Source organism: Bartonella sp. MR168JLCBS, from assembly GCF_042194175.1.
This window is the reverse complement of record NZ_JBHIMP010000004.1, coordinates 52,422-75,274: the sequence shown is the minus strand read 5'-3', so window position 1 is coordinate 75,274 and position 22,853 is coordinate 52,422. Positions and strand designations below refer to the sequence as shown.

Genomic DNA, 22,853 nt, shown 5'->3' with positions numbered 1-22,853 from the left:
AAACTGTATATTTTTAATAATTTTACTTTATCTCCAATTTTAGCATACGCATTTAGAATGCATATTCGTAAGAAAAATTGATCAATAATTTATAATTTTGTTCCTTTTATAAAGGATAAAAATAATAATACTTTTTTTATTTAAAATTACATTTTTTAGAAAAAAATATTATTATATCATTCAAAAATAATTCTTTTTAATAAATTTTAAAGTATAATTATCTAACCCTAGAAGAATTACATCTCTAAAAAATATACAAAATAGGCTAATAAGAGTTTAGCTTTCTTCCCATTTTTTATAAAAAACTTATGTCACAATAGAAAAATTTTTAAATAAGCGTTTTTCAATTTATACGAGATAAAAATATTGAGTATTTTTGTGAATGCTAGAACCTATGAAGAATGCTTATCTTATAGGATAACGAGAAAGAAAATCTATAACGCCTTTTTTATAAACTTTATCGCCTACAGCAAGCATATGATCTCGACCAGGAATTGATAAAGCTTCACCACAAGGCAATAAAGCTGCTAACGGCTCTGCTGCACCGCCAATTTCATCTAATGAACCAACGGCAACAAGTGCAGGTTGCTTAATTTTGTAAACTTCAGATGCCGTTAACTCCTGTTTTGATGTGATAATACAAGCAGCAAGAGCACGTTTATCGCTTTTCGTTTGATCTGCAAATTTACGGAACATTAAACCGCGCGTATTAGTAATAGTAGAAATATCTTCTGCTAAAAGTGCCTCAGCAACAGGCTCCCAATTTCCCGCTCCCGTTACCATACCAATACCTAAACCACCAAAAATGACACTGTGTACATATGTTGGATGCAAAAGAGCCATGAAAGCACTAATACGAGCCCCCATAGAATATCCCATAACATGGGCTTTAGATATCTCTAAATGCTGTAGTAACTTTATTGCGTCGCCAGCCATAGCTTGAGGTGTATAAAAAACAGGGTCATAACTTTTAACTGAATCTCCGTGACCGCGATTATCAAGAGCAATAACACGATATCCTGCTTCAGTGAGAATGCGAAACCAACCCGTTGCATACCAATTCACTCGTGCAGAAGATCCAAAACCATGGATCAACAAAACAGGCGCACCCTGCCCTTCTTCTCGATAAGCAAATCGCAAACCATTATATTCAAAAAAACGAATATCTTCAGCGGTCATTTTTTATTGCACTTTCCACAAAGTACAGGATGAATAACACGTTGCCCTTTTTGTATCTTTTTTTCAGAAACTTCACCAGCATTAATCTCAAGTGCAAAAGCTGCAGGAACTTCCGATGAAATGGTATTTGTCGAAAATGGAGAAGTGTTTTCAATAATCGATACAATAATTCCCTCAGAGTTTAAGAAAATCATATCTAAAGGTAAAGGCGTATTTGCCATCCACATAAAAATTTTCTGTTCATCTCCCGATTGAGAACTTTTTAGCTGCTTAAAGAGCATTGCACGATCGCGTGGAAAATCAGTCCGATACATTAAACCAGCCGCGGCTTGAGACGGCGTAAAAGCAATCTCTACCTTATAATAAACCGTACCTTGCTTTGTATGTATTTCTAAAGGAATCGGATGAACAGGAATCTCTATGGGCTTTTTTGCTACAACAACACGCATTTCTAACATAAAAAGCATTACCAATAAAACAATATACCCCTTTTTAAAAGGCTTTAACATTCTTGTCTCCACCACAGAAAATTTTTAAATTTTGTTTCTAAAATAAAAAGTACCAGAGTTTAAAAGTCAAAAAAATAAGAGGGGTGCCCCCTTGTTGTTTTCTAGTTTCTTTCAACGTAATACGCGCAACTTTCTCCATTTGGTTTATGGATTCACTAGAGCCATATTTTCTTTAAAAACCTACCTCTATAGAAATTTACGGAATAACCCCCTTTAAAAACATACTGTTTTTATTCGTGAAATTCAATGCGTAGCTAAAGGAATGCCTATATCCGGATAAATCTCTGCTGTCATTAAACCTTTTTCTCCTTTACCAAAACGTACAAGAACAACTTGGCCGGAACGAAGCTCTGCTAAACCAAAACGGCGCAACGTTTCCATATGAATAAAAATATCTTCTGTTCCTTGCCCACGGCTAAGAAAACCGTATCCTTTGTCACGATTAAACCATTTAACAATTGCACGTTCTAGTCCACTTTCTGGAGTAACAACAACATGGGTACGGGCTGGAACTTCTGATGGATGAATTGCTGAAGAACAATCTATGGATTTCACCTGAACGCACTTTAATCCTCTTTCAGTTTTTTCCACAGCACAAATAACTTTTGCTCCCTCCAAAGCTGTTTGAAAACCATCCCTTCGCATTACCGTAACATGCAATAATATATCGGGGAAATGAGGTAAATCAGGTACAATAAATCCATACCCCTTACTACCATCAAACCACTTAATGACACCACTGATTTCGATAATCTCCCCACAAGCACCTATACTATCTTCAGATAGGGGACAATCTTTTAATGCATCCTTACTCGTCATAATAACGTGATCCTGTAGCTTATAAATTGTACGATATTGATTCTCTAGGTTTAAGTAAACATTGCTCTTGTATCAACACGCAAGCCCCAAGATAAGATTTCCCCATATTGTCGTATCTTCTATGTTAATGTCAGAGAATATCAACATGAATATTTATAAAACTATTTGATTGTAAGCTTTACATATCTTACAAAGAGTGCCCTACAAAAGAGGTTATATGAAAGGTTTTTTACATAATGATATTTTCATAAATGTGTAACTTGCATGATGAAGAAGTTCAATATAAGGTGAAAAAACAACAATTCAATTAAGGAAAATGCGCAATGCAATTGAAGAAAATCCTTACGACAATCACAGCATTCATGGCATTTACTGCAAATGTTTATGCAAGTGAACCTATCAAAATTGGTGTTTATCTTCCATTAAGTGGTCAAAATGCATTTGGAGGTCAGCTTGAAATTAGAGGTATAGAATTAGCCCATAAAAAAATTCCAGAAATTTTAGGACGTAAAGTAGAACTTGTTATTATTGATAATAAGTCTGATAAAGTAGAAGCAGCTAATGCTGTTATGCGTTTAACAGCAAGTGAAAAAGTAAGTGGAATCATTGGTAGCTATGGTTCCTCGCTTTCGTTGGCAGGTGGTGAAATATCTGAAAAAGCAAAGACTCCAACCATTGCAACTTCCTCAACAAGTCCTCTTGTTACACAGGGTAAAAAATATTATTTCCGCGCTTGTTTTATTGATTCCTATCAAGGAGTGGGAATCGCGACTTACATAAGTCAAACTTTACACGCAAAAAAAGCAGCTATCCTCAAAGATATTTCAAACGATTATGCCATTGGTCTTGCAAGCTACTTTATGCGTGCTTTCAAAAAATTAGGTGGTGAAGTTGTCTCAAATTTAAACTATAATTCCGGAGATCAGGATTTTTCAGCTGTTCTTACGCAAATTATCGCGCAAAAACCTGATATCTTATTCATTCCATCTTACTTTTCTGAAGGTGCTATCATTATGAAACAAGCACGAGAATTAGGAGCAAAGTTTCAAATTATGGGTGGAGATGCTATGGATAATCCAGAAACCATTGCGATTGCAGGAAAAGCTTCAGAAGGTTTCTTACATACGACACTTCCCTATAGTGAGGATATGCCAAATATGTCAGTAGCTGCGCAAGAATTCACAGCAGAATGGAAAAAAGAGTATCCTGACAAAGAGCCGAATATCAATTCTGTTTTGGGATATACGAGTTATATGATGTTCATGAAGGCTATTGAAAATGCTGGTAGCGCTGATCGTGAAAAAATTACTATCGCTCTTAGCAAATTAAAAGATTTTCAAACCCCCTTCGGTGATATGTCAATGGATGAAAATCATAACCCTAAGATTCCTATTGGTATCATTAAAATACAGGATGGAAAACGTGTTTATTTAGAAGAGGTTAAACCTGCTTTTTAATTAAAAAGTTTTACTTATTAAAATGCAAGAATTGGTTGAGGATCTTTTTCTCAACCAAAAACTTAGAAATTTCTTGTTATCCTATGTAAATTAACAAATGTGGAAGGATGAGAGATGAGCACTGAAATGTTCATCCAGTATTTTTTTAATGCACTGGCATTGGGATCTCTTTATGGGCTTATCGCTATTGGTTACACCATGGTCTACGGTATACTGAGACTCATTAATTTTGCTCACGGTGATATCTTTATGCTGGGAGCATATTTTGTTTTCTTTTCCACAATTAGCTTTATGCCTGCTTGGGCAGCACTTCTTCTTTTGTTTCTCGCGGCTCTTATTTATTATTCGGTCTTTATAGGGTTTAAAAGGCGCCCTTCAATTTACTGGATTGCTGTTTTTTTAATCCTTGCGTTAGGTTTTGTTTATTATTTTAAAATTTCTCCACAAGATTTTACCCCGATTTGGGTTTTAGCTCTTTGTTTTTCCATTTTTATTACAAGTGCAGTGGGTATTATTGTTGATCAACTTGCCTATAAACCTCTACGCCATGCTCCGCGTATCTCGGCGCTTATCGGTGCAATTGGTGTTTCTTTTTTTATTGAAAATCTTTCTACTGTACTCTTTAGTGGTGTTCCGAAAGGTGTAAAACAACCAGATTTTCTTGTAACACCATTTTTATGGCATTTAGGATCAGGAGCAGATGGTATCATTAGAATTGCTCCCATGTCTCTGATCGTTCCCGTTGTGTCATTGATTCTTATTGTTTTACTGTTATGGATTATCCATAAAACAAAACCGGGTCTTGCTATGCGTGCAATCTCCCATGATATTGAAACGACGCGTTTGATGGGTGTGTCTGTCAATAAAGTTATTGCATTTACATTTGGAATAGGCTCAGCTCTTGCCGCTATAGCAGGTATTATGTGGTCTTTACGTTATCCTCAAATTCAGCCTTATATGGGCGTTCTTCCTGGTCTCAAAGCATTTATCGCTGCTGTTATCGGAGGTATTGGTTCGATACCAGGAGCAATGTTGGGAGGATTGTTATTAGGGTTTATTGAAATTATGATTATCGCATTTTTCCCCGCGCTATCTGGATATCGAGATGCCTTCGCTTTCATTTTATTGATTCTGATTTTATTGATATTGCCCACAGGATTAATGGGTAAAAAAAGTCAGGAGAAAATCTAATGGCAAAGTCAGTGACAACTGTTTTATCTTGTATAAGTGTTTTAGTTCTCATAGGTTTTTTATTTTATGCTGATAGCCATTTTAATGACTATACGCTTCGTATCATAAATCTGATTGCTATTAATGCGATATTAGCAATTTCGCTTAATTTGATTTACGGTTTCACAGGTATGTTTTCTCTTGGACATGCTGGATTTATGGCTATTGGTGCTTATGTTTGCGCAATTTTACTTCTTTCCCCTGAACAAAAAGAAATGATGTGGATTCTGGAGCCTATCGCTGAACCATTGTATCATCTGCAATTACCTTTTTTTGTCGCTGTTGTTATAAGTGGTATATGTGCTGCAGTTGTAGGTTTATTGATTGCTTTGCCAATATTACGTCTTGGTGGTGATTATCTTGGAATTGCAACATTGGGTTTTGCAGAAATTATTCGCATTGTCATTACGAACGCAACATCGCTTACAAATGGCTCTTTAGGTATCAAGGGAATACCTCAAAATGCAACATTATGGTGGAACTATGGTTGGTTAGCATTTACTGTTCTCTTTATTGTCCTTTTACTGCAAAGCAATACTGGTAACGTATTACGTGCCATTCGTGATGATGAAATTGCTGCGAAAACTATGGGAATTAACGCTTTTTTCTACCGTAGTTTTTCTTTTACTGTTGGAGCGTTTTTTGCAGGTATAGGTGGAGCATTAATGGCTGCTCTTATTTCAACTATTGATCCCAAAATGTTTAATTTTCTTCTAACTTTTAATATTTTGATGATTGTAGTTGCTGGTGGTCTCGGCTCAATTACAGGAAGCATTATTGGCAGCATTATTATTACAGTTATGCTTGAATGGCTTCGTATTATTGAAAGTCCATTTGACTTAGGTTTTATACATATCCCAGAAACACCAGGACTTCGCATGGTTGTTTTTTCTCTTTTATTGCTGGTAATTATCTTGTTTTGGAGAAAAGGGTTGATGGGACAACGAGAATTCTCATGGAATGGAATTTATAGCTTTTTGACACGCAAAAAGCTTTCTAATACTGAGGGAAAGCTATGAACGACACCATCCTTTCACTCAATAATATTGTAATGCGTTTTGGCGGATTAGTTGCTGTAAATAATATTAATATGGCAATTAAACGAGGAAGTATTACTGGATTAATTGGTCCCAATGGCGCTGGAAAAACAACAGTTTTCAATATGATTTCTGGATTTTATGCTCCTACAAGCGGCGTCATTCTTTTTGATGAGCAAAAAATTTCTGGAGCGCCTCCTTATATTATCTGTAGACGCCATATTGCCAGAACATTTCAAAATATTCGTCTTTTCTCAGGGTTAACGGTTTTGCAGAATGTTATGGTAGGAGCGCATGTTCGACAAAAATATCCTTGGTTTTCTTCAGCTCTATTTTTTTCAAAAGCAATGAAAGAAAAGAAGGAAGTTTATAAAAATTCCTTGGAGCTCCTTGAACAGCTACAACTTGATCACCTTGCCAATCAATCGGCAACAGCTTTACCTTATGGTGTGCAACGACGTCTAGAAATTGCACGCGCGTTAGCCACAAAGCCCAAATTGCTTCTTCTTGATGAACCTGTTGCTGGCATGAATCCACAAGAAAGTGAGGATCTTAGAAAATTCATAGCAAAAGTGCAAAAAGACTTTGATCTTACAATTCTTCTTATTGAGCACGATATGAAAGTGGTTATGGGGCTTTGCCAACATATTTTGGTTATGGAATATGGCTGTTGCATTGCCAATGGTACACCAGATGAAATTCGTAATAACCCTAAAGTTATTGAAGCTTATCTTGGCGGAGATGTTTATGGATATTCTTAAAATAAAAAATCTTTACGTTCATTATGGCGCCATTAAAGCTGTCCAAAATCTTTCTATGTCCATAAAAAAGGGAAGTATTGTCACTTTAATTGGAGCCAATGGTGCAGGAAAAAGCAGTATTGTACGTTCTATTACAGGACTTAATCGCTCTGTTTATGGAAAAATTACCTATAATGGCAAATCTATTATTAAAAAATCACCAGAAGAGATTTTGCGATTAGGTATTGCTCTAAGTCCTGAAGGACGCCGTATCATGCCCCATCTCACTGTTTTAGAGAATCTTCATCTAGGCGCTTATATTCGTCACGATAAGCAGGGAATTTCCCGTGATATTGAATGGATATTTGATCTTTTTCCGCGTCTACGTGAAAGAGCAAAACAGTTAGGAGGAACAATGTCAGGTGGTGAACAACAGATGGTTGCTGTGGGTCGTGCACTCATGAGCAATCCTGATATGGTCATATTAGATGAACCATCGTTGGGGTTGGCACCGCTTCTCGTTCGAGAAATTTTTTCGATTATTAGAAAAATTAATGAGATGGGAAAAACTGTTCTTCTTATTGAACAAAATGCATTTGCTGCGCTTTCTATAGCTGACTATGCTTATATTTTAGAGGTAGGGCATATTTTATTTCACGGTGAAGGTAAAACTATGCTCTCTGATTCGCGTGTTAAAGAAGCCTATCTTGGTGGATAAAGACTACGAATTGAGGAAATAGAGTTCATCACTCCACCTTTTAAAAAAGCATTTCTCATCCTCAATGAGAAATGCTCCTTTACGAAGTTTGATTATTACATCCACCATTTTTCTGCACTGAATATCCCTGCTTCTTTTTCAATAATGTGCGCTATCTGAAAAATGACTTCCTCAGCAAAAGGTTTACCAATCAATTGCAATCCTAGAGGCAAACCATTTGATGACAGACCTGCAGGAACAGAAATTCCTGGTAAACCAGCCATATTAACGGGTACCGTAAAAATGTCATTAAGATACATTGCTACAGCATCATTTTTTATTTTTTCATCAGCAATACCAAAGGCAGGTGTTAGTGTTGCTGGTGTTAGAATAGCATCAATGCCTGAAGCAAAACATTGATCAAAATCACGTTTTACGAGTGTTCTTACTTTTTGAGCTCTTAGATAACAGGCATCATAATAACCAGATGAAAGAACATAAGTCCCAACCAAAATACGTCGCTTGACTTCATCACCAAAACCAACAGAGCGCGTGTTTTCATACATCTCAATGATGTCTTTTCCAGGCACGCGTAGACCAAAACGCACACCATCATAACGTGCTAAATTAGAAGAGGCTTCTGCAGGAGCTATAATATAATAAGAAGGTAGAGCATATTTTGTATGGGGCAAAGAAATGTTCTTAATCTCAGTTCCTGCTTCCTTTAACCAACTTATGCCTTTTTTCCAAAGCTCAATAATTTCTGGAGACATTCCATCCATATGATATTCTTTTGGGATACCAATTTTCATTCCTTTAATTGATTGACCAAGATAACTTTCATAATCAGGAACTGGTAAATTCACGGAAGTAGAATCTTTTTCATCAAAAGAGGCCATTGATCTTAGTAAGATAGCACAATCACGAACATCTCTAGCAACAGGTCCAGCTTGATCAAGGGATGAAGCAAATGCAACAACGCCCCACCGTGAACAACGTCCATAAGTTGGCTTTATTCCTACAGTTCCAGTAAAAGCTGCTGGTTGACGTATTGAGCCACCTGTATCGGTTGCAGTTGCACCGGCACAAATTTGTGCAGCAACAGCGGCAGCAGATCCTCCCGAAGAACCACCGGGTACGAGTTTTTCATTCGAGTCTTTTTTTCTCCACGGATTAATAACGGGACCATAATATGATGTTTCATTGGATGAGCCCATAGCAAACTCATCCATATTAAGTTTTCCTAACATTACAGCACCGTCTTGCCATAAATTAGCCGTGACAGTTGATTCATAATGCGGTTTAAAACCATCAAGGATATGTGAACAGGCTTGAGTATGAACACCATAGGTTGCAAAAAGATCTTTAATCCCCAAAGGAATTCCTTCTAAAAGCCCTCCCTGCCCTCTCGCTAAGCGACTATCTGATTCAGCAGCCATTTTCATTGCCTGTTCTGCTGTTATTGTTACATAAGCATTCAAAATTGGATTAGCTGATTCTATTGCTTGTAAATAAGCTTCCGTTAATTCTGTTGCTTTGAGATTTTTCTTTGTTAGAGAATCACGAGCTTGCGCAATTGTGAGGGTTGTTAAATCGGTCATATTGGTTCTCAAATTTCAAAAATATAAAAAGTTACTCAACAATTTTTGAGACAAGAAAAAAATTTTCTTCTGTAACAGGGGCATTGGCTACAATATCTGCTGCTTTATCGCCATCTGTAACACTATCTTCACGCATTCGTAGAGTCATCGGCATCACAGATGTTAATGGCTCAACTCCACTGACATCAACTTCATTCAATTGCTCTACAAAACCTAAAATAGCATTGAATTTTTTTGTCACAGGTTCTATCTCATCATCGTGGATAGCAATCCGCGCTAAATGTGCGACCCGCTTGACGGTCTCTTGATCAACAGACATACTATTTACGCCTTTCTGTTTTTATTAATCTTTATTCTGGCTATACAAGGCTGAGCTTGCAAGCGCAAGAATATTAGATAACATGAATGAAGAATATAACCATTAGATCTGAAACATTAAAAAACGCATTATACCCTTATGACCGTTATTAATATAAACGAAGTTATGACACATCTTTTGCCTGGACAAACAATAGCAGGCTTAGATTTAGGGACAAAAACTATCGGAATTGCGATTTCTGATATGGGGCTGACTGTCTCAAATCCGCGTCCTGTACTACAGCGAAAAAAATTTACAGAAGATGCTTACACACTTATTAAAACTTTTGACCGTGAAAATGTAGGCGTTATTATCATCGGCTTACCCCTTAACATGAATGGGAGCAGCGGTTCTCGTGTTCAAGCAACCAGAGCTTTTGTGAGCAATATGAAAGCTTATACAAAAATTCCATTTGTTTTTTGGGACGAACGTTTGTCAACAATTGCTGCAGAGCGTTCTCTTCTAGAAATGAATGTATCGCGCGCTAAAAGAGCAAGCCGAATTGATTCGGCAGCCGCTGCTTTTATATTGCAAGGTGCTCTCAATAGAATTCAAAACTTTCATCATATGGAAGGATAGAGGACATTGAGCAAATGCCCTGCATTATATCGTGCAATGAGCATCCCGTAGGAAGATCTCCACTGTCCCCCAAGACGGCTTTCCATATAGGCATTTGCAACATGTTCTATGTCTGTAGAACGTAATGCTGCTGCTGCTGCTGCATAGGCTACCTGTTCAACAAAAAACCTTCCTGCACCTTCATTTGCTGATGCCATATCACCTGCTGACTTAATAATTTCAATTGCTCGTGGTCCCGCTGGTCCAATATCAAGAGCAATTTTTTCTAACAATTTCTGAAACAGTCCTGGTGCTTTTTCAGCAATAAGAATGGCATCCTTTACCAATTGATTAGCAGAACTATTTCTCACAATTCGTGCAGGCCCATTATGCAACATTTGCGATAATGGATTATTCTCTATAAAACTTTCAATACCAAGTTGTGCAATAATTTCGCCAATAATAGGCACAACCAATTGACTTACGTGATAAGCAATAATAGGTGTCATAATGCGGGCAAAAGCTGCTTCAGAACGGTCATTTGCTGCATTGTCAAATGCTCTCGCTAAACGCAAAACCAATGCTTGTGAAGCAGCTATATCTAATGCAATATCTGCAAAAATACGTTCTGTCAGTGGTGGTAAAGGTTGATTGGGCATTTTTTTCCGGAAAAAATCTATGCCAAATTGAAGAGCCGCTCGCAAAACACCTGCCGATATTACTGATTGATCGAAACGCATCATCGTCTCGATATCTTTAATAACTTTAAGCCCTTCTCCAGCATTTCCCAAAAGCCAACCATAACTGCCTTGGAAATCAACAACCCCCTCTGGTGTTAAAAGTTCTCCAGAACGCTGAATTAAATGACGAATCGATATAAATCCATTTAATGCGCCATTTTCTTGTATGCGTGGAATAAAAAAACAACTTAAATGACCATTTAAATCTGCACTAACAAGATATCCGTCAGCGGTAGGATTAATAACATTGGTTTTTACAACATTTAAACGATATAGATCACGTTCCATACTTTCATCGAAAGAAATCTTCTTAACACTTGGAAAATTAAAAGCGTATTTTTCAATATCATCAAATGCACAAGTTAGAGAAGCAGCCTTTTTATGATGAATAGGCTTTGATGAGGAATCATATTGGCGTGATAAAAGTACATTTTGCCATTTTTTGAAGAGCTCAATATCACTAATTAACACAGCAATAGCTGCACTCGTTATGATAACTTCATTCAAATGTCCTGTTTCTAAACCAGCAGATAAAGCTAAACGAATCGCACGCGCTTGATAGCGTACTCCATTTTCTGAGCTCGTATTTTCCCAAAGTGAGGTAACCAAACCAGCTTGTCTAGAATATTGTTGAAGAGCTTGATAGGAAGAATGGATCTCTAATTTTTCCGTCGGTTGCCCCCATTCATCATTATAACACAATAAAGGCTTATAATGATTTGCCAAGCAAGAGAGTTTCCATGCTTCTCGACTCGCTGCAAAATCTCCTATTTCTTCAAAACTTGCTAACAAAAACTTAGGCAAAGTAGAGGCAATACGAAACATAAGCGTATCGCTAAGAAATGTATTTTTTCGACGATTATTTTGCGCAGATACAGCACTCATAGGTATATTCCTACATTCAAACCATTCATATCATAGACTATTTGTCTTTTTAGAGTTAAGAAACATTTATCATATTCAAACAAATGCTTGTTTAACCTGTTTAGAGAGAGATAAAGAAGAATGCTATGATTCAAGATAATTTTTTTCCACTTTTCCCTCATCAACATCTTTTAGCTATTAAAGATCTAAGTGTACAAGATCTTAATACATTGCTTGATCGTGCAGAAGCAAATGTTATCCTTTCTAACAAAATTGATAAAATAAAATCTACTTTGCATGGACGGACTCAAATTAATCTCTTTTTTGAAGCCTCTACGCGAACACAATCTTCTTTTGAATTAGCGGGTAAAAGGCTAGGTGCACACGTGATGAGTCTTGCGATCGGCAACTCATCTGTAAAAAAAGGAGAAACATTACTTGATACAGCTGCAACTCTCAATGCGATGAAGCCGGATATACTGGTTTTTCGCCATAACAGTGCAGGAGCGGCAGCTTTATTAGCGCAAAAAGTTGATTGTTGTGTCATTAATGCAGGTGATGGTGCTCATGAACATCCAACACAGGCTTTATTAGATGCTCTAACCATTAAAAGAGCAAAAGGTCGTATTGAAGGATTAACTGTTGCGATTTGTGGAGATATCTTACACTCACGTGTTGCCCGTTCCAATATCCTGAGTCTCAATGCTTTGGGTGCTCGTGTTCGTGTTGTTGCTCCCTCAACACTCTTACCCGCAGAAATCACTCATATGAGTGTTGAGGTTTTTAACACAATGAAAGAAGGTCTTAAAAATGCTGACGTTATCATGATGTTACGCTTACAGCATGAACGGATGACAGGTTCTTTTATTCCCTCTACGCATGAATATTTCCATTATTTTGGCTTACATAAAGAAAATTTAGCCTATGCCAAAAATGATTCCATTATTCTGCATCCTGGCCCAATAAACCGTGGTGTAGAGATTGCATCTGACATAGCAGATGGATCACAAAGTATGATTCATACACAAGTAGAAATGGGAATTGCAGTGCGTATGGCGGTCATGGAGGCTTTATTAGATTCACGCGCAAAGATCAGTGGAGAAAAAAAATGATAAAACCAATTGTTTTTCAAAATGCTCGTATTATTGATCCTTCACGCGCAGTCGATGAAATTGGTACAGTTATTGTTGAAAATGGACGGATTATAGCCGCTGGAAAAGATGCTCTGAATCAGGGTTTCCCAGAAGAAGCAGAAATTGTTAACGCACAAAACAAAGCAATTCTCCCTGGCCTTGTTGATGCGCGCGTTTTTGTTGGAGAATTAGGGAATGAACACTGTGAAACAATCGCATCAACAAGTCAATCCGCCGCCGCAGGTGGTATTACTTCTTTCCTCATGATGCCAGATACGCGTCCAGTCATTGATAATGTGGCACTTGTTGAATTTATTAGGCATACAGTACAAGAAAAGTCATCGGTCAATATTTATCCCGTTGCTGCGATCACACAAGGTTTCAACGGACAGCAAATAGCGGAATTCGGCTTACTAAAAGATGCAGGAGCTGTTGCCTTTTATGAAGGAAAAAAAACGCTTCAAAGTTCATCTGTTATGCGACGTGCAATGACTTATGCGCGTGATTTTGATGTTCCATTGATGCATGAAACGCAAGATAAAGATCTTACAGGACAAGGTGTGATGAATGAAGGGCTGCTCGCCAGTTGGCTTGGTCTTTCTGGCATCCCCCGCGAAGCAGAAGTTATCCCACTTGAAAGGGATCTGCGATTAGCAGTATTAACGCAAACACGCTATCATGCCGCTCAAATATCAACAGCACTCTCTGCTGATGCACTTCGTTTAGGTAAAAAACGCAGTGAGAAAATTTCAGCGGGTGTATCTATTAATCATTTATCTTTCAATGAAAATGACATTGGCGAATATCGCACCTCTTTTCGCTTAATGCCCCCATTGCGTACAGAAGAAGACCGTATAGCAATGATTGAAGCAATAAAGGATGGGACTATAGATGTTATTGTCTCTTCTCATGATCCTCAAAGTAAAGATACAAAACATTTACCATTTAATGACGCAGCAGTTGGCGCTATTGGTATGGAGACTTTATTGAGTGCAGCCTTACGCCTTTATCATGATGAGAGCCTATCTCTTCTACGGATAACTGAACTTTTGTCAACGGCGCCTGCAAAGCTCTTTGGACTCAATGCAGGAACACTGAAGAAAGGTGCTCATGCAGACCTTATTGTGGTTGATCTTGAAGAACCATGGGTTGTTTCGAAAGAGAAGCTCTATTCACGTTCAAAAAATACCCCTTTTGAGAATGCACGTTTTCAAGGACGCGTGCTCCAGACCATTGTGAAAGGGAAAACCGTTTTTAAACTTGATCAACAAACTTAATGAGATTTTTAATGAATGAAGCAGAAATATTTTTTCAGTCCACTCCATGGTTTATTTTCCTCATATCTTATATCATTGGCTCGATTCCATTTGGTCTTCTTTTTACGAGATTAGCCAAACTTGGCGATGTGAGAACAATTGGTTCCGGCAATATTGGAGCTACAAATGTTTTACGAACAGGAAATAAAAAACTTGCTGCTCTAACACTTCTTTGTGATATGTTGAAAGGAACTATCGTTGTTTTCGTTATAAAGTTTTTTAGTGATCCGCTAGACAATAGTATCCTTGTTTCTCTAGCAGGTTTTTTTGTTTTCTTAGGGCATCTTTTCCCCATATGGCTTAAATTTAAAGGCGGCAAAGGTGTTGCTACCTATCTAGGGATCTGCTTAGGAATCTATTGGCCTGCAGCAATTATTTTTATTATTGTATGGATAACGATTTTTCTCCTCACACGCTATTCTTCATTATCCGCACTCGTTTCTGTTGTTATAACTGCGATATTTGTTTTTTACTTTTCCGATCCTTATTTCTATTTTATGCTGATTGTGATGAGCATATTTGTGTATATAAAGCATTACGCAAATATCGGTAGATTATTAATTGGGGAAGAAAGTAAGATTGGGACTCAAAACGGGGATAAATAAAGGAATCCTGCTCACTGATCGTCAACGTCTAAATTGGTTACGGTTGTTGCGTAGTGAAAATATTGGAGCAGTGAGTTTTCGCAATCTCATTGATCATTATAAAACAGCAGAAAATGCTCTGGAAGCGCTGCCAGAGCTTAGTAGAAAAGGCGGTGGTTCTGTATCTATTAAAATAGCAAGCTTAGAAGATGCAGAAAAAGAAATACAAAAAGCGAAAAGATTAGGTGTTCGGTTTATCGGTATGGGAGAACCAGATTATCCAGCTTTTCTTAAGGTTACAGAAGCCCCTCCGCCGCTTATTGCTATCAAAGGTAATGTTTCAATTTTTCAAAAAACTTCTATTGGAATTATAGGTTCTCGAAATGCTTCAGCTGCGGGAAAAAAGCTTACGGCTCAATTTGCGCGTTTTCTCGGAGAAGCAGACTTTGTAACAATTTCTGGGCTCGCTCGTGGAATTGATAGCGTTGCGCATCAAGCAAGTTTAAAAACAGGAACTGTTGCAGTTATGGCTGGGGGAATTGATCATATCTATCCTCCTGAAAATAAAAAGTTGCATGAAGATATTATCGCCAATGGTGGAGCCATCATCAGCGAAATGCCCATTTCTTGGAAGCCGCGTGCTATCGACTTTCCAAGAAGAAACCGTATTATTGCAGCTCTATCACTTGGTCTCTTGGTTGTAGAGGCAGCCCTGCGCTCAGGGTCCTTAATTACCGCACGTCAAGCAGCTGAAATGGGGCGGTTAATTTTTGCCATTCCCGGCTCACCACTTGATCCAAGATCTGTTGGTACAAACAATCTTATCAAGGACGGTGCTCTACTCACCACACATCCTTCTGACATCATAGAAACACTTACGCCATTAATTTCACCGCTTCCAAATTCGCAACTCAATTTTTTTGAGGAACCATCCTCTTTACAACTTGAAAAGGAGAATTTCAATTTAGCAGATGAAAAAAACAGCGGTCCCTCTTTAGCAGGTGATGATGCAGCACGTGCAGCAGTTCTCTCCGCTCTTTCAACAACGCCAATCGATTTAGACACTCTCAGCACCCACACAGGTGTTTCACTTCCAACTCTCTACCTCTTGTTGGTAGAACTCGAGCTTGCTGGAAAGCTTATTCGACACTCTGGTGGTTGTGTGTCATTGTCGAATCTTGATCTTCCCCAAGAGCCTCAGCACTATTAATAATGCTTTGCCCTTCTTTGGCAACCATATCCAAAAGCAATGCTAAAAGCGGACTATGCGCCTGACGCGCCATCTGATTCATTTGCTTAGACATGTCTGTAATATATTGGATAACTTTTAAATGATTTATAAACATAATCCTCTATCCTTGAGCATTTCCCCTCCTACCTCTCAATAGACGTTATCTTAGTATTTCGTCGTATGTTTTTGTAATAACAGTGGAAAATAAATCGTGTAATTCTATATAGGGTGTATTCTAATAATAACAATCATAAGTTGTACAATATTCATGTTTTTTATATGGCTAATATTTTTTTATGTGCTCTTAAGCAATTGTCATTAGCTATTCGCGTAAAAGGCGTTTATAAAAAAGTTTTTTATTTCAATATTTGGGTAAAATTATGAATATCGTTATCGTTGAATCTCCAGCAAAAGCAAAAACAATTAATAAATATCTTGGGTCTCAATACAAAGTTGTCGCATCATTTGGACATGTTCGTGATTTACCTGCAAAAGATGGTTCTGTTTTACCGGATCAAGATTTTTCTATGAAATGGGATATAGATTCTTCTGCCGCTAAACGTTTAAATGAAATAGCAAAAGCCGTTAAAGAAGCCGATAGCCTTATATTAGCAACAGACCCTGATCGTGAAGGGGAAGCTATTTCATGGCATATTCTGGATGTTCTTCGTCAAAAAAAAGTTTTAAAAGATAAACCTATTAAAAGAGTTGTCTTCAATGCCATCACAAAAAAGTCTGTGCTTGATGCTATGAACAATCCACGTGATATTGATACATCACTTGTAGATGCTTATCTTGCACGTCGCGCACTTGATTATCTCGTTGGTTTTACACTTTCACCTGTTTTATGGCGAAAACTCCCTGGTGCACGTTCAGCAGGACGCGTTCAATCGGTTGCTTTGCGTATTATTTGTGATCGTGAATCAGAAATAGAACATTTTATCAAAGAAGATTATTGGTCCGTTACAACACAGTTAAAAACCATCCGAAATGATAGTTTCCAAGCAAGATTGACAATGTTTAATCAAAGAAAAATAGGCAAGCTTGATATTCAATCTCAAGAACAAGCAGACCAAATTCGCTTTATGTTGGAGAAAGCCCAATATCATACACTCAGTGTTGAAGCAAAACCTACAAAGAGAAATCCTCTTCCTCCATTTACAACCTCCACACTACAACAAGCAGCTTCTTCAAAATTAGGATTTTCAGCTTCTCGCACTATGCAAATTGCCCAAAAGCTTTATGAAGGCATTGAAATTAATGGTGAAACGGCAGGGCTTATTACTTATATGCGTACCGATGGTGTGCAAATAGCACCAGAGGCTATAGATTCAGCACGAAAAGTTATTCATGAAACTTTCGGTAAAGACTATATTCCTGAAAAACCACGTTTTTATTCAACAAAGGCAAAAAATGCACAGGAAGCACACGAAGCGATCCGTCCAACAGATTTTCAACGCAATCCTAGTCAAGTCCGTAATTTTCTTGATAGCGATCAAGCAAAGCTCTATGAGCTGATATGGAAGCGTGCTATTGCCAGCCAAATGCGTTCTGCTGAAATTGAACGCACAACTGTTGAAATTGAAGCACAGCAAGGAGAAAACCGTGCAAATCTACGAGCAACAGGATCTGTTATTCGCTTTGATGGCTTTATTTCCGTCTACACCGATCAACGAGACGAAGAAAATAATGAAGAAAATGAAACAACACGTTTACCACAAATAAACACTGGTGAAGCACTTACAAAAGAAAAAGTTGAATCTGCACAGCATACCACAGAGCCCCCTTCTCGTTATTCTGAAGCTTCATTAATTAAAAAGCTTGAGGAGTTAGGAATTGGTCGTCCTTCAACTTATGCCTCCACATTGGCGACATTGTGTGACCGTGGATATATTGTAATTGATAAACGAAAGCTTATTCCCGATGCTAAGGGACGTATTGTTACAGCCTTTCTTGAAAATTTTTTTAATCGCTATGTAGAATATGGTTTCACAGCAGATCTTGAAGAAAAGCTGGATCTTATCTCTGATGGAAAACTTTCTTGGAAAGACGTATTGCGAGATTTTTGGGATGGATTTAATGCATCTATTAGCAATATCCAAGAACTCCGTATAACCAATGTTCTTGATGTTTTAAATGTAACATTAGCACCTCTCGCCTTTCCTAAACGTGAAGATGGAAGTGATGTGCGTTCCTGTCCTCTTTGTAAAAATGGTCAATTATCATTAAAACTCGGTCGTTATGGTGCTTTTGTTGGCTGTTCTAATTATCCCGAATGTAAGTACACACGCCAACTCGGTACAGATACTGGAGAAGAGAATGAAGCTGTGCGCAATGATGAACCTGTTATCCTTGGTATTGACCCTGAAACAGGAAAAGATATCTCTCTTCGTAATGGTCGGTTTGGTCCCTATATTCAACTTGGTGAAAGCAAAGAAGTTAAGCGTGCAGGACTACCAAAAGAATGGCAGGCAGAAAACGTAACCCTTGATAAAGCCTTGGCCTTACTATCCCTTCCCCGTGAAATTGGCATTCATCCTGAAACTGGAAAAACAATCACAGCTACGATTGGACGATATGGTCCCTATCTTAGCCATAACGGAAAATCTGCGCGCCTTCTTCATACAGATGAAGTTTTTGATATTGGTATCAATCGCGCTGTTACAGTATTGGCAGAGCAACAAGAAAACAAAACCAAGCAAAGCAGAACAACACCTGCAGCATTGGCAACATTAGGAGAGCATCCCGAAGGAGGAACCATTACCGTGCGCAACGGGCGTTATGGTCCTTATGTTAATTGGGGTAAAATTAATGCAACATTGCCAAAAGATAAAGATCCCATTAGTGTAACACTGCCAGAGGCATTAGAACTTATATCGGCTAAAGCATCGAGTAAAAAAACAACTTCAAAAAGAGCTTCTTCTAAAACAAAAGCAAAAATAAAAGAGACATAAATTTTGGCTAAAGGTGAAAAAAACATAAAATATCTCTCTTCATTCAAGGGGAAAAATTTTCCCGATAAGGAAGAAATCCTTTTCTTTATAAATGAGAATCCTAACCACTCAAGTAAACGAGAAATCGCCAAAGCTTTTAACTTAAAAGGCGATTCCCGTATTTGGCTTAGAGATATATTACGTGAGTTAAAGGATCAAAATCCTATCTCTAAACAACGCAAAAGAGCAATAAACAAAGGAAAATTACCTCCTGTTACTTTAGTAAAAATTAGCGGACGTGATAAAGATGGGAGTTTTATTGCACAACCTCTTGAATGGGAAGATTCTCCAAAGCCCAATATTGAAATACACTCTTTTCATCACATAAAAGGAAGTAGCATTGGTGTTGGAGATCATATTCTTGTAAAAGTTTTTCGAAATAAAAATTCTGAAAGCTCAAGCCCCCCTTATATGGGACGAATTATTCGTAAAATTGATGTATCTCCCAAAAGCGCATTTGCTGTTGTACGAAAATTTGAAAATAATCAATGGCGCCTTGATCCTATAGACCGCAAAACCAGTGAACTCATTGTTGAAATGTCTCCAGAAATGAAGATTGAAATTGGTGATCTCGTTGAAGTCGAAATTAAAAAAAATACTGGTTACGGATTAAAGAGCGCAAAAATAAAGAATGTTTTAGGGCATATTAAGAGTGAAAAAACACTCTCAATGATAGCGCTTCTTTCGAAAGGAATTCCTTATATTTTTCCTGAAAGTGTTCTTGAGCAAGTCAAACATATCAAAGCTGCCAATATGGATAATCGTGAAGATTGGCGACAATTACCATTTATTACAATTGATCCACCAGATGCAAAAGACCATGATGATGCAGTTTATGCAACCAAGGATAAGGACCCAGCAAATAATGATGGTTGGATTATTATTGTGGCCATTGCAGATGTTTCTTACTATATCAAAACAGGAAGCGCATTAGATAAAGAAGCATTGAAACGCGGAAATTCTGTTTATTTTCCCGATACCGTTGTGCCAATGTTACCTGAACGCCTTTCTCATGATTTATGTTCTCTGCGTGAAGGAAAAGAAAGACCAGCTTTAGCCGTTCGTATGATTTTTGATGCAAACGGTAATAAACGAAAACATAGTTTTCATCGTACTATGATTCGTGTAAGAGCCAAACTTTCTTATCAAGAAGTACAATTGGCAATTGAAGGGAATATAAATGAAAAAACAGCCGCTCTTTTTGAGAGCATTTTGCAACCCTTATGGGAAGCCTATGCATGCCTTAAAGCTGCGCGAAATCGTCGCCAACCACTAGAGTTAGAAATTGCAGAAAAAAAGATTATTCTTGATCAAAATGGATGCATAAAAGATGTTGTGAGTGAAACACAATTAGAAGCTCATCGTTTAATTGAAGAGTTTATGATACAAGCCAATATTGCAGCTTCTGAAACATTAAAACAACATCACCAGCCCCTCATTTATCGTATTCATGAAAAACCTTCTCTTGCTAAGCAAGAAATACTTCGGAGCTTTCTTCAAAGTTTGGGGATACCACTCTCCCGCGGAAGCGAACTTACCTCAGCGCGCCTTAATAGCATTCTGGCAAAAGTGACGAATACACCACAAAAAGAATTGATCAACCAAGTTATTCTGCGCTCACAATCTCAAGCTGAGTATAATCCAAAAAATATCGGCCACTTTGGTTTAAACCTACATAACTATACACATTTTACATCCCCCATCCGTCGTTATGCTGATCTTATTATTCATCGAGCACTCATTAAAACGCTGAAATTAGGAAATGATCAATTAACAGATACACAAGAACAAAATCTTGCAGAAATTGCTACGCAAATTTCTTTATACGAGCGCCGTGCAATGATGGCTGAAAGGGAAACTATTGATCGGCTTGTTGCTCACTATTTAACGAATAAAATCGGCCGTATTTTTACAGGTCGCATTTCCGGAGTGACAAAAGCAGGTCTTTTTATCTCACTTGATAAACTCAATACAGATGGTTTTGTCCATATTTCTACACTTAAAAATGATTATTATCATTTTGATGAAGCACAACATGTTCTTGTAGGACAGCGTAGCCATAAAGGCTATCAGCTCAGTGATGTTGTAGAAGTAAAACTTATAACGGTACAACCTTTTGCTGGCGCTTTATGCTTTGAACTCTTAACAAAACCTCGTCCAATAAAATTTTCACCGACATCCTACCATAAAAACAAATTAAAAAAACAAAAGCATACCTTTTATGGGAAAAGAAAAAATTAAGCTTCTTGTCCTCCATTAAATAGAATATGAATAATAAAAAATAATAACTTCAAGTTAAGAAATGACTTATATAATATTTATATTATATAACGTGTACAATCTTCTTTTTTTAGTATACAAGAGGATGAATTTTATTGTTATCTCTATAATAACCACATAAAAATCTTGCAGTTTTTTATACTCAGGGAATGAGAAAAACTGCAAAGAATAGTTTGGTCTCCCTTTCATTTCAGCTCATCTTTTTATTGTTTAAATCAACAAAAGTACCTTAAGCCATTCTCATGAAAAAAAAGCTTTTGACTCTCAAAACAATTCTTTGCGTGCAATTATTGTAGCTATTGTAACTATTGGCACCGTTGGAACAGCATTGGGAATAGGAACACAACTTGTCTCTCTCTCTTCTTATGGCAGAGAAAGGTATTTCCAATAGTATGATCGGCTATAGTGGAACTGTTGGTGGATTTGCCACAATTGTTGCAGCTATTTTTACTTCTCGAATCGCCTTATGCTTAGGCATTTCTAAAACGATATTATTTATGATGGCCATAGGATCTTTAAGTTTTTTAGGATTCTATTTTTTTGAATCCATATGGATTTAGTTCATTTTAAGGTTTATATTACATTTTACTATGACAGTTATGTTTATCCTATCAGAGTTTTGGATCAACAGTTATGCTCCCCCTAAAAGACGTGGTTTTGTTCTTTCCATTTATGCTATTGTCCTAGGATTAGGGTTTGCGGTAGGTCCAATGCTATTAGCAAAAGTGGGAACACAAGGTTTTATTCCTTTTGCTGTTGGTTATAGTCTTATTATATTGGCTGCTATCCCAATTCTTGCCGCTTGAAATTAAGTCCAGAATTTCAAAAAAGCCAATATACACCATTTTTTCGTTATCTTTTTCACGTTCCAAGCGCAATGATGGCAGTACTTGTTTACGGTGCTATTCAAATGGGCGCATTAACTCTTATTACACCCTTTAGTTTATCCATTGGTTATAATGAGAATGAAGCAGCACACTTTATGGCAACCCTTGTGCTCGGAAATGTTTTCCTCTTAATTCCTATCAGCATTAGGAGTATATAAGCGATTATGCCAAAGATCGACGCTATCCGCTGATAAGTTGCGCTATCTTAGGTTTTTTGGGAACTTTCATGGTACCATGGATCATTCAATATCCATGGATTCTGATGCTTGATCTGTTCCTTCTTGGTGGTGTATCAGCGAGCCTTTATACAATCGGCCTTGCACATCTAGGGGCACGTCTCAAGGGACAAGAACTAGCTACTGCTAATTCTGCTTTTATTTTTTGCTATAGAATTGGTATGCTTATCGGGCCGACCTTTATCGGAAAATCCATGGATATCTTTAATCCTTTCGGTTTTTCAATAGCTATGGCTGTTTTTTTAGTTTATATATCACTTTGGTGTTTGTCCAACTTATGAGAAAATTAATCAGCTCTTGACTTTTTTGAGAACATCCGTAGTGTTGCTGGAGAATCTGATGACATCAGAAATAGGTTTTGATAGCAAAATAATATTTTTTCAGTATAAATAGGGTTCTTACAT

The 22,853-nt window shown here is 37.4% G+C and carries 23 protein-coding genes; 16 read left to right on the top strand and 7 right to left on the bottom strand.

Annotated elements, in window-relative coordinates:
- Nucleotides 1-405 precede the first annotated feature (405 nt).
- The 3 genes from ACFIK8_RS04245 to ACFIK8_RS04235 all read right to left on the bottom strand — a co-directional run bounded on the left by ACFIK8_RS04245 (nt 406) and on the right by ACFIK8_RS04235 (nt 2,507).
- On the bottom strand, nt 406-1,179 hold the full coding sequence (locus ACFIK8_RS04245; protein WP_375636085.1) for an alpha/beta fold hydrolase: 774 nt from the start codon (nt 1,177-1,179) through the stop codon (nt 406-408).
- Entirely contained in the window at nt 1,176-1,688 is a 513-nt protein-coding gene (locus ACFIK8_RS04240) for a DUF192 domain-containing protein (RefSeq protein ID WP_375636084.1), read from the bottom strand. Before ACFIK8_RS04240 ends, ACFIK8_RS04245 begins: the two co-directional genes overlap by 4 nt.
- A gap of 243 nt (nt 1,689-1,931) precedes the next feature.
- Complete coding sequence (locus tag ACFIK8_RS04235; protein WP_015856414.1) at nt 1,932-2,507, bottom strand: cold-shock protein; 576 nt, start codon at nt 2,505-2,507, stop codon at nt 1,932-1,934.
- A 323-nt stretch (nt 2,508-2,830) separates the two neighbouring features.
- On the opposite strand from ACFIK8_RS04235, the gene ACFIK8_RS04230 reads away from it, so the two are divergent.
- The 5 genes from ACFIK8_RS04230 (at nt 2,831) to ACFIK8_RS04210 (ending at nt 7,689) form a co-directional block, all read left to right on the top strand.
- Entirely contained in the window at nt 2,831-3,964 is a 1,134-nt protein-coding gene (locus ACFIK8_RS04230; RefSeq protein WP_015856415.1) for an ABC transporter substrate-binding protein, read from the top strand.
- A 114-nt stretch (nt 3,965-4,078) separates the two neighbouring features.
- Nucleotides 4,079-5,155, top strand: coding sequence for a branched-chain amino acid ABC transporter permease (locus ACFIK8_RS04225; RefSeq protein WP_273787948.1), 1,077 nt, complete (start codon nt 4,079-4,081; stop codon nt 5,153-5,155).
- Nucleotides 5,155-6,213 (top strand): branched-chain amino acid ABC transporter permease, encoded by a 1,059-nt coding sequence (locus ACFIK8_RS04220; protein ID WP_273787947.1) that lies wholly within the window; start codon nt 5,155-5,157, stop codon nt 6,211-6,213. Before ACFIK8_RS04225 ends, ACFIK8_RS04220 begins: the two co-directional genes overlap by 1 nt.
- On the top strand, nt 6,210-6,992 hold the full coding sequence (locus tag ACFIK8_RS04215; RefSeq protein ID WP_015856418.1) for an ABC transporter ATP-binding protein: 783 nt from the start codon (nt 6,210-6,212) through the stop codon (nt 6,990-6,992). The genes ACFIK8_RS04220 and ACFIK8_RS04215 overlap by 4 nt, the downstream gene beginning before the upstream one ends.
- The gene (locus ACFIK8_RS04210; protein WP_015856419.1) at nt 6,979-7,689 is read left to right on the top strand and encodes an ABC transporter ATP-binding protein; all 711 of its coding nucleotides are present in this window, start codon (nt 6,979-6,981) and stop codon (nt 7,687-7,689) included. The genes ACFIK8_RS04215 and ACFIK8_RS04210 overlap by 14 nt, the downstream gene beginning before the upstream one ends.
- Nucleotides 7,690-7,784: 95 nt before the next feature.
- Here the strand turns inward: ACFIK8_RS04210 and gatA are convergent, their stop codons facing one another.
- Complete coding sequence (gatA, locus tag ACFIK8_RS04205) at nt 7,785-9,269, bottom strand: Asp-tRNA(Asn)/Glu-tRNA(Gln) amidotransferase subunit GatA (protein ID WP_375653098.1); 1,485 nt, start codon at nt 9,267-9,269, stop codon at nt 7,785-7,787.
- A gap of 31 nt (nt 9,270-9,300) precedes the next feature.
- Nucleotides 9,301-9,588, bottom strand: coding sequence for an Asp-tRNA(Asn)/Glu-tRNA(Gln) amidotransferase subunit GatC (gene gatC, locus ACFIK8_RS04200; RefSeq protein WP_015856421.1), 288 nt, complete (start codon nt 9,586-9,588; stop codon nt 9,301-9,303).
- A 138-nt stretch (nt 9,589-9,726) separates the two neighbouring features.
- On the opposite strand from gatC, the gene ruvX reads away from it, so the two are divergent.
- A complete protein-coding gene (gene ruvX, locus ACFIK8_RS04195; RefSeq protein WP_375636082.1) occupies nt 9,727-10,206 on the top strand; it encodes a Holliday junction resolvase RuvX in 480 nt (159 codons plus the stop codon).
- Here ruvX and ACFIK8_RS04190 read toward each other — a convergent pair.
- Nucleotides 10,191-11,810 carry an acyl-CoA dehydrogenase family protein gene (locus tag ACFIK8_RS04190; protein WP_273787944.1) on the bottom strand — a complete coding sequence of 540 codons (1,620 nt, stop codon included), beginning with the start codon at nt 11,808-11,810 and terminating at the stop codon, nt 10,191-10,193. The two genes, ruvX and ACFIK8_RS04190, sit on opposite strands and share 16 nt — an antisense overlap.
- 125 nt (nt 11,811-11,935) lie before the next feature.
- Here ACFIK8_RS04190 and ACFIK8_RS04185 point away from each other — a divergent pair, with 125 nt between their 5' ends.
- From ACFIK8_RS04185 to dprA, 4 genes are read left to right on the top strand one after another with little or no spacing between them, the layout of a single operon-like run.
- On the top strand, nt 11,936-12,901 hold the full coding sequence (locus ACFIK8_RS04185) for an aspartate carbamoyltransferase catalytic subunit (protein ID WP_375636081.1): 966 nt from the start codon (nt 11,936-11,938) through the stop codon (nt 12,899-12,901).
- Nucleotides 12,898-14,199: a dihydroorotase gene (locus ACFIK8_RS04180; protein ID WP_375636080.1), complete on the top strand. Its 1,302-nt coding sequence runs from the start codon at nt 12,898-12,900 to the stop codon at nt 14,197-14,199. Before ACFIK8_RS04185 ends, ACFIK8_RS04180 begins: the two co-directional genes overlap by 4 nt.
- A gap of 11 nt (nt 14,200-14,210) precedes the next feature.
- Nucleotides 14,211-14,843: a glycerol-3-phosphate 1-O-acyltransferase PlsY gene (gene plsY / locus ACFIK8_RS04175; protein WP_375636079.1), complete on the top strand. Its 633-nt coding sequence runs from the start codon at nt 14,211-14,213 to the stop codon at nt 14,841-14,843.
- Nucleotides 14,818-16,032, top strand: coding sequence for a DNA-processing protein DprA (gene dprA / locus ACFIK8_RS04170; protein ID WP_375636078.1), 1,215 nt, complete (start codon nt 14,818-14,820; stop codon nt 16,030-16,032). The genes plsY and dprA overlap by 26 nt, the downstream gene beginning before the upstream one ends.
- Here dprA and ACFIK8_RS04165 read toward each other — a convergent pair.
- Nucleotides 15,962-16,168 carry a hypothetical protein gene (locus ACFIK8_RS04165; protein WP_005773510.1) on the bottom strand — a complete coding sequence of 69 codons (207 nt, stop codon included), beginning with the start codon at nt 16,166-16,168 and terminating at the stop codon, nt 15,962-15,964. The genes dprA and ACFIK8_RS04165 overlap by 71 nt on opposite strands.
- Before the next feature lie 265 nt (nt 16,169-16,433).
- On the opposite strand from ACFIK8_RS04165, the gene topA reads away from it, so the two are divergent.
- The 6 genes from topA (at nt 16,434) to ACFIK8_RS04135 (ending at nt 22,730) form a co-directional block, all read left to right on the top strand.
- A complete protein-coding gene (gene topA, locus ACFIK8_RS04160) occupies nt 16,434-19,007 on the top strand; it encodes a type I DNA topoisomerase (protein WP_375668992.1) in 2,574 nt (857 codons plus the stop codon).
- A 3-nt stretch (nt 19,008-19,010) separates the two neighbouring features.
- Nucleotides 19,011-21,287 carry a ribonuclease R gene (rnr, locus tag ACFIK8_RS04155; protein WP_375636076.1) on the top strand — a complete coding sequence of 759 codons (2,277 nt, stop codon included), beginning with the start codon at nt 19,011-19,013 and terminating at the stop codon, nt 21,285-21,287.
- A gap of 386 nt (nt 21,288-21,673) precedes the next feature.
- The gene (locus ACFIK8_RS04150) at nt 21,674-21,886 is read left to right on the top strand and encodes a hypothetical protein (RefSeq protein WP_375636075.1); all 213 of its coding nucleotides are present in this window, start codon (nt 21,674-21,676) and stop codon (nt 21,884-21,886) included.
- 30 nt (nt 21,887-21,916) lie between these two features.
- Nucleotides 21,917-22,132: a hypothetical protein gene (locus ACFIK8_RS04145; RefSeq protein WP_375636074.1), complete on the top strand. Its 216-nt coding sequence runs from the start codon at nt 21,917-21,919 to the stop codon at nt 22,130-22,132.
- Nucleotides 22,129-22,371: a hypothetical protein gene (locus ACFIK8_RS04140; protein WP_375636073.1), complete on the top strand. Its 243-nt coding sequence runs from the start codon at nt 22,129-22,131 to the stop codon at nt 22,369-22,371. The genes ACFIK8_RS04145 and ACFIK8_RS04140 overlap by 4 nt, the downstream gene beginning before the upstream one ends.
- Before the next feature lie 68 nt (nt 22,372-22,439).
- A complete protein-coding gene (locus tag ACFIK8_RS04135) occupies nt 22,440-22,730 on the top strand; it encodes a hypothetical protein (protein WP_375636072.1) in 291 nt (96 codons plus the stop codon).
- The last annotated feature ends 123 nt before the right edge of the window (nt 22,731-22,853 follow it).

Excerpts from the sequence above, each read along its gene's own strand:
- ACFIK8_RS04245 (WP_375636085.1), bottom strand. The coding sequence starts at position 1,179 with ATGACCGCTGAAGATATTCGTTTTTTTGAATATAATGGTTTGCGATTT.
- ACFIK8_RS04240 (WP_375636084.1), bottom strand. The coding sequence starts at position 1,688 with ATGTTAAAGCCTTTTAAAAAGGGGTATATTGTTTTATTGGTAATGCTT.
- ACFIK8_RS04235 (WP_015856414.1), bottom strand. The coding sequence starts at position 2,507 with ATGACGAGTAAGGATGCATTAAAAGATTGTCCCCTATCTGAAGATAGT.
- ACFIK8_RS04230 (WP_015856415.1), top strand. The coding sequence starts at position 2,831 with ATGCAATTGAAGAAAATCCTTACGACAATCACAGCATTCATGGCATTT.
- ACFIK8_RS04225 (WP_273787948.1), top strand. The coding sequence starts at position 4,079 with ATGAGCACTGAAATGTTCATCCAGTATTTTTTTAATGCACTGGCATTG.
- ACFIK8_RS04220 (WP_273787947.1), top strand. The coding sequence starts at position 5,155 with ATGGCAAAGTCAGTGACAACTGTTTTATCTTGTATAAGTGTTTTAGTT.
- ACFIK8_RS04215 (WP_015856418.1), top strand. The coding sequence starts at position 6,210 with ATGAACGACACCATCCTTTCACTCAATAATATTGTAATGCGTTTTGGC.
- ACFIK8_RS04210 (WP_015856419.1), top strand. The coding sequence starts at position 6,979 with ATGGATATTCTTAAAATAAAAAATCTTTACGTTCATTATGGCGCCATT.
- gatA (WP_375653098.1), bottom strand. The coding sequence starts at position 9,269 with ATGACCGATTTAACAACCCTCACAATTGCGCAAGCTCGTGATTCTCTA.
- gatC (WP_015856421.1), bottom strand. The coding sequence starts at position 9,588 with ATGTCTGTTGATCAAGAGACCGTCAAGCGGGTCGCACATTTAGCGCGG.
- ruvX (WP_375636082.1), top strand. The coding sequence starts at position 9,727 with ATGACCGTTATTAATATAAACGAAGTTATGACACATCTTTTGCCTGGA.
- ACFIK8_RS04190 (WP_273787944.1), bottom strand. The coding sequence starts at position 11,810 with ATGAGTGCTGTATCTGCGCAAAATAATCGTCGAAAAAATACATTTCTT.
- ACFIK8_RS04185 (WP_375636081.1), top strand. The coding sequence starts at position 11,936 with ATGATTCAAGATAATTTTTTTCCACTTTTCCCTCATCAACATCTTTTA.
- ACFIK8_RS04180 (WP_375636080.1), top strand. The coding sequence starts at position 12,898 with ATGATAAAACCAATTGTTTTTCAAAATGCTCGTATTATTGATCCTTCA.
- plsY (WP_375636079.1), top strand. The coding sequence starts at position 14,211 with ATGAATGAAGCAGAAATATTTTTTCAGTCCACTCCATGGTTTATTTTC.
- ACFIK8_RS04165 (WP_005773510.1), bottom strand. The coding sequence starts at position 16,168 with ATGTTTATAAATCATTTAAAAGTTATCCAATATATTACAGACATGTCT.
- topA (WP_375668992.1), top strand. The coding sequence starts at position 16,434 with ATGAATATCGTTATCGTTGAATCTCCAGCAAAAGCAAAAACAATTAAT.
- ACFIK8_RS04145 (WP_375636074.1), top strand. The coding sequence starts at position 21,917 with ATGACAGTTATGTTTATCCTATCAGAGTTTTGGATCAACAGTTATGCT.
- ACFIK8_RS04135 (WP_375636072.1), top strand. The coding sequence starts at position 22,440 with ATGGTACCATGGATCATTCAATATCCATGGATTCTGATGCTTGATCTG.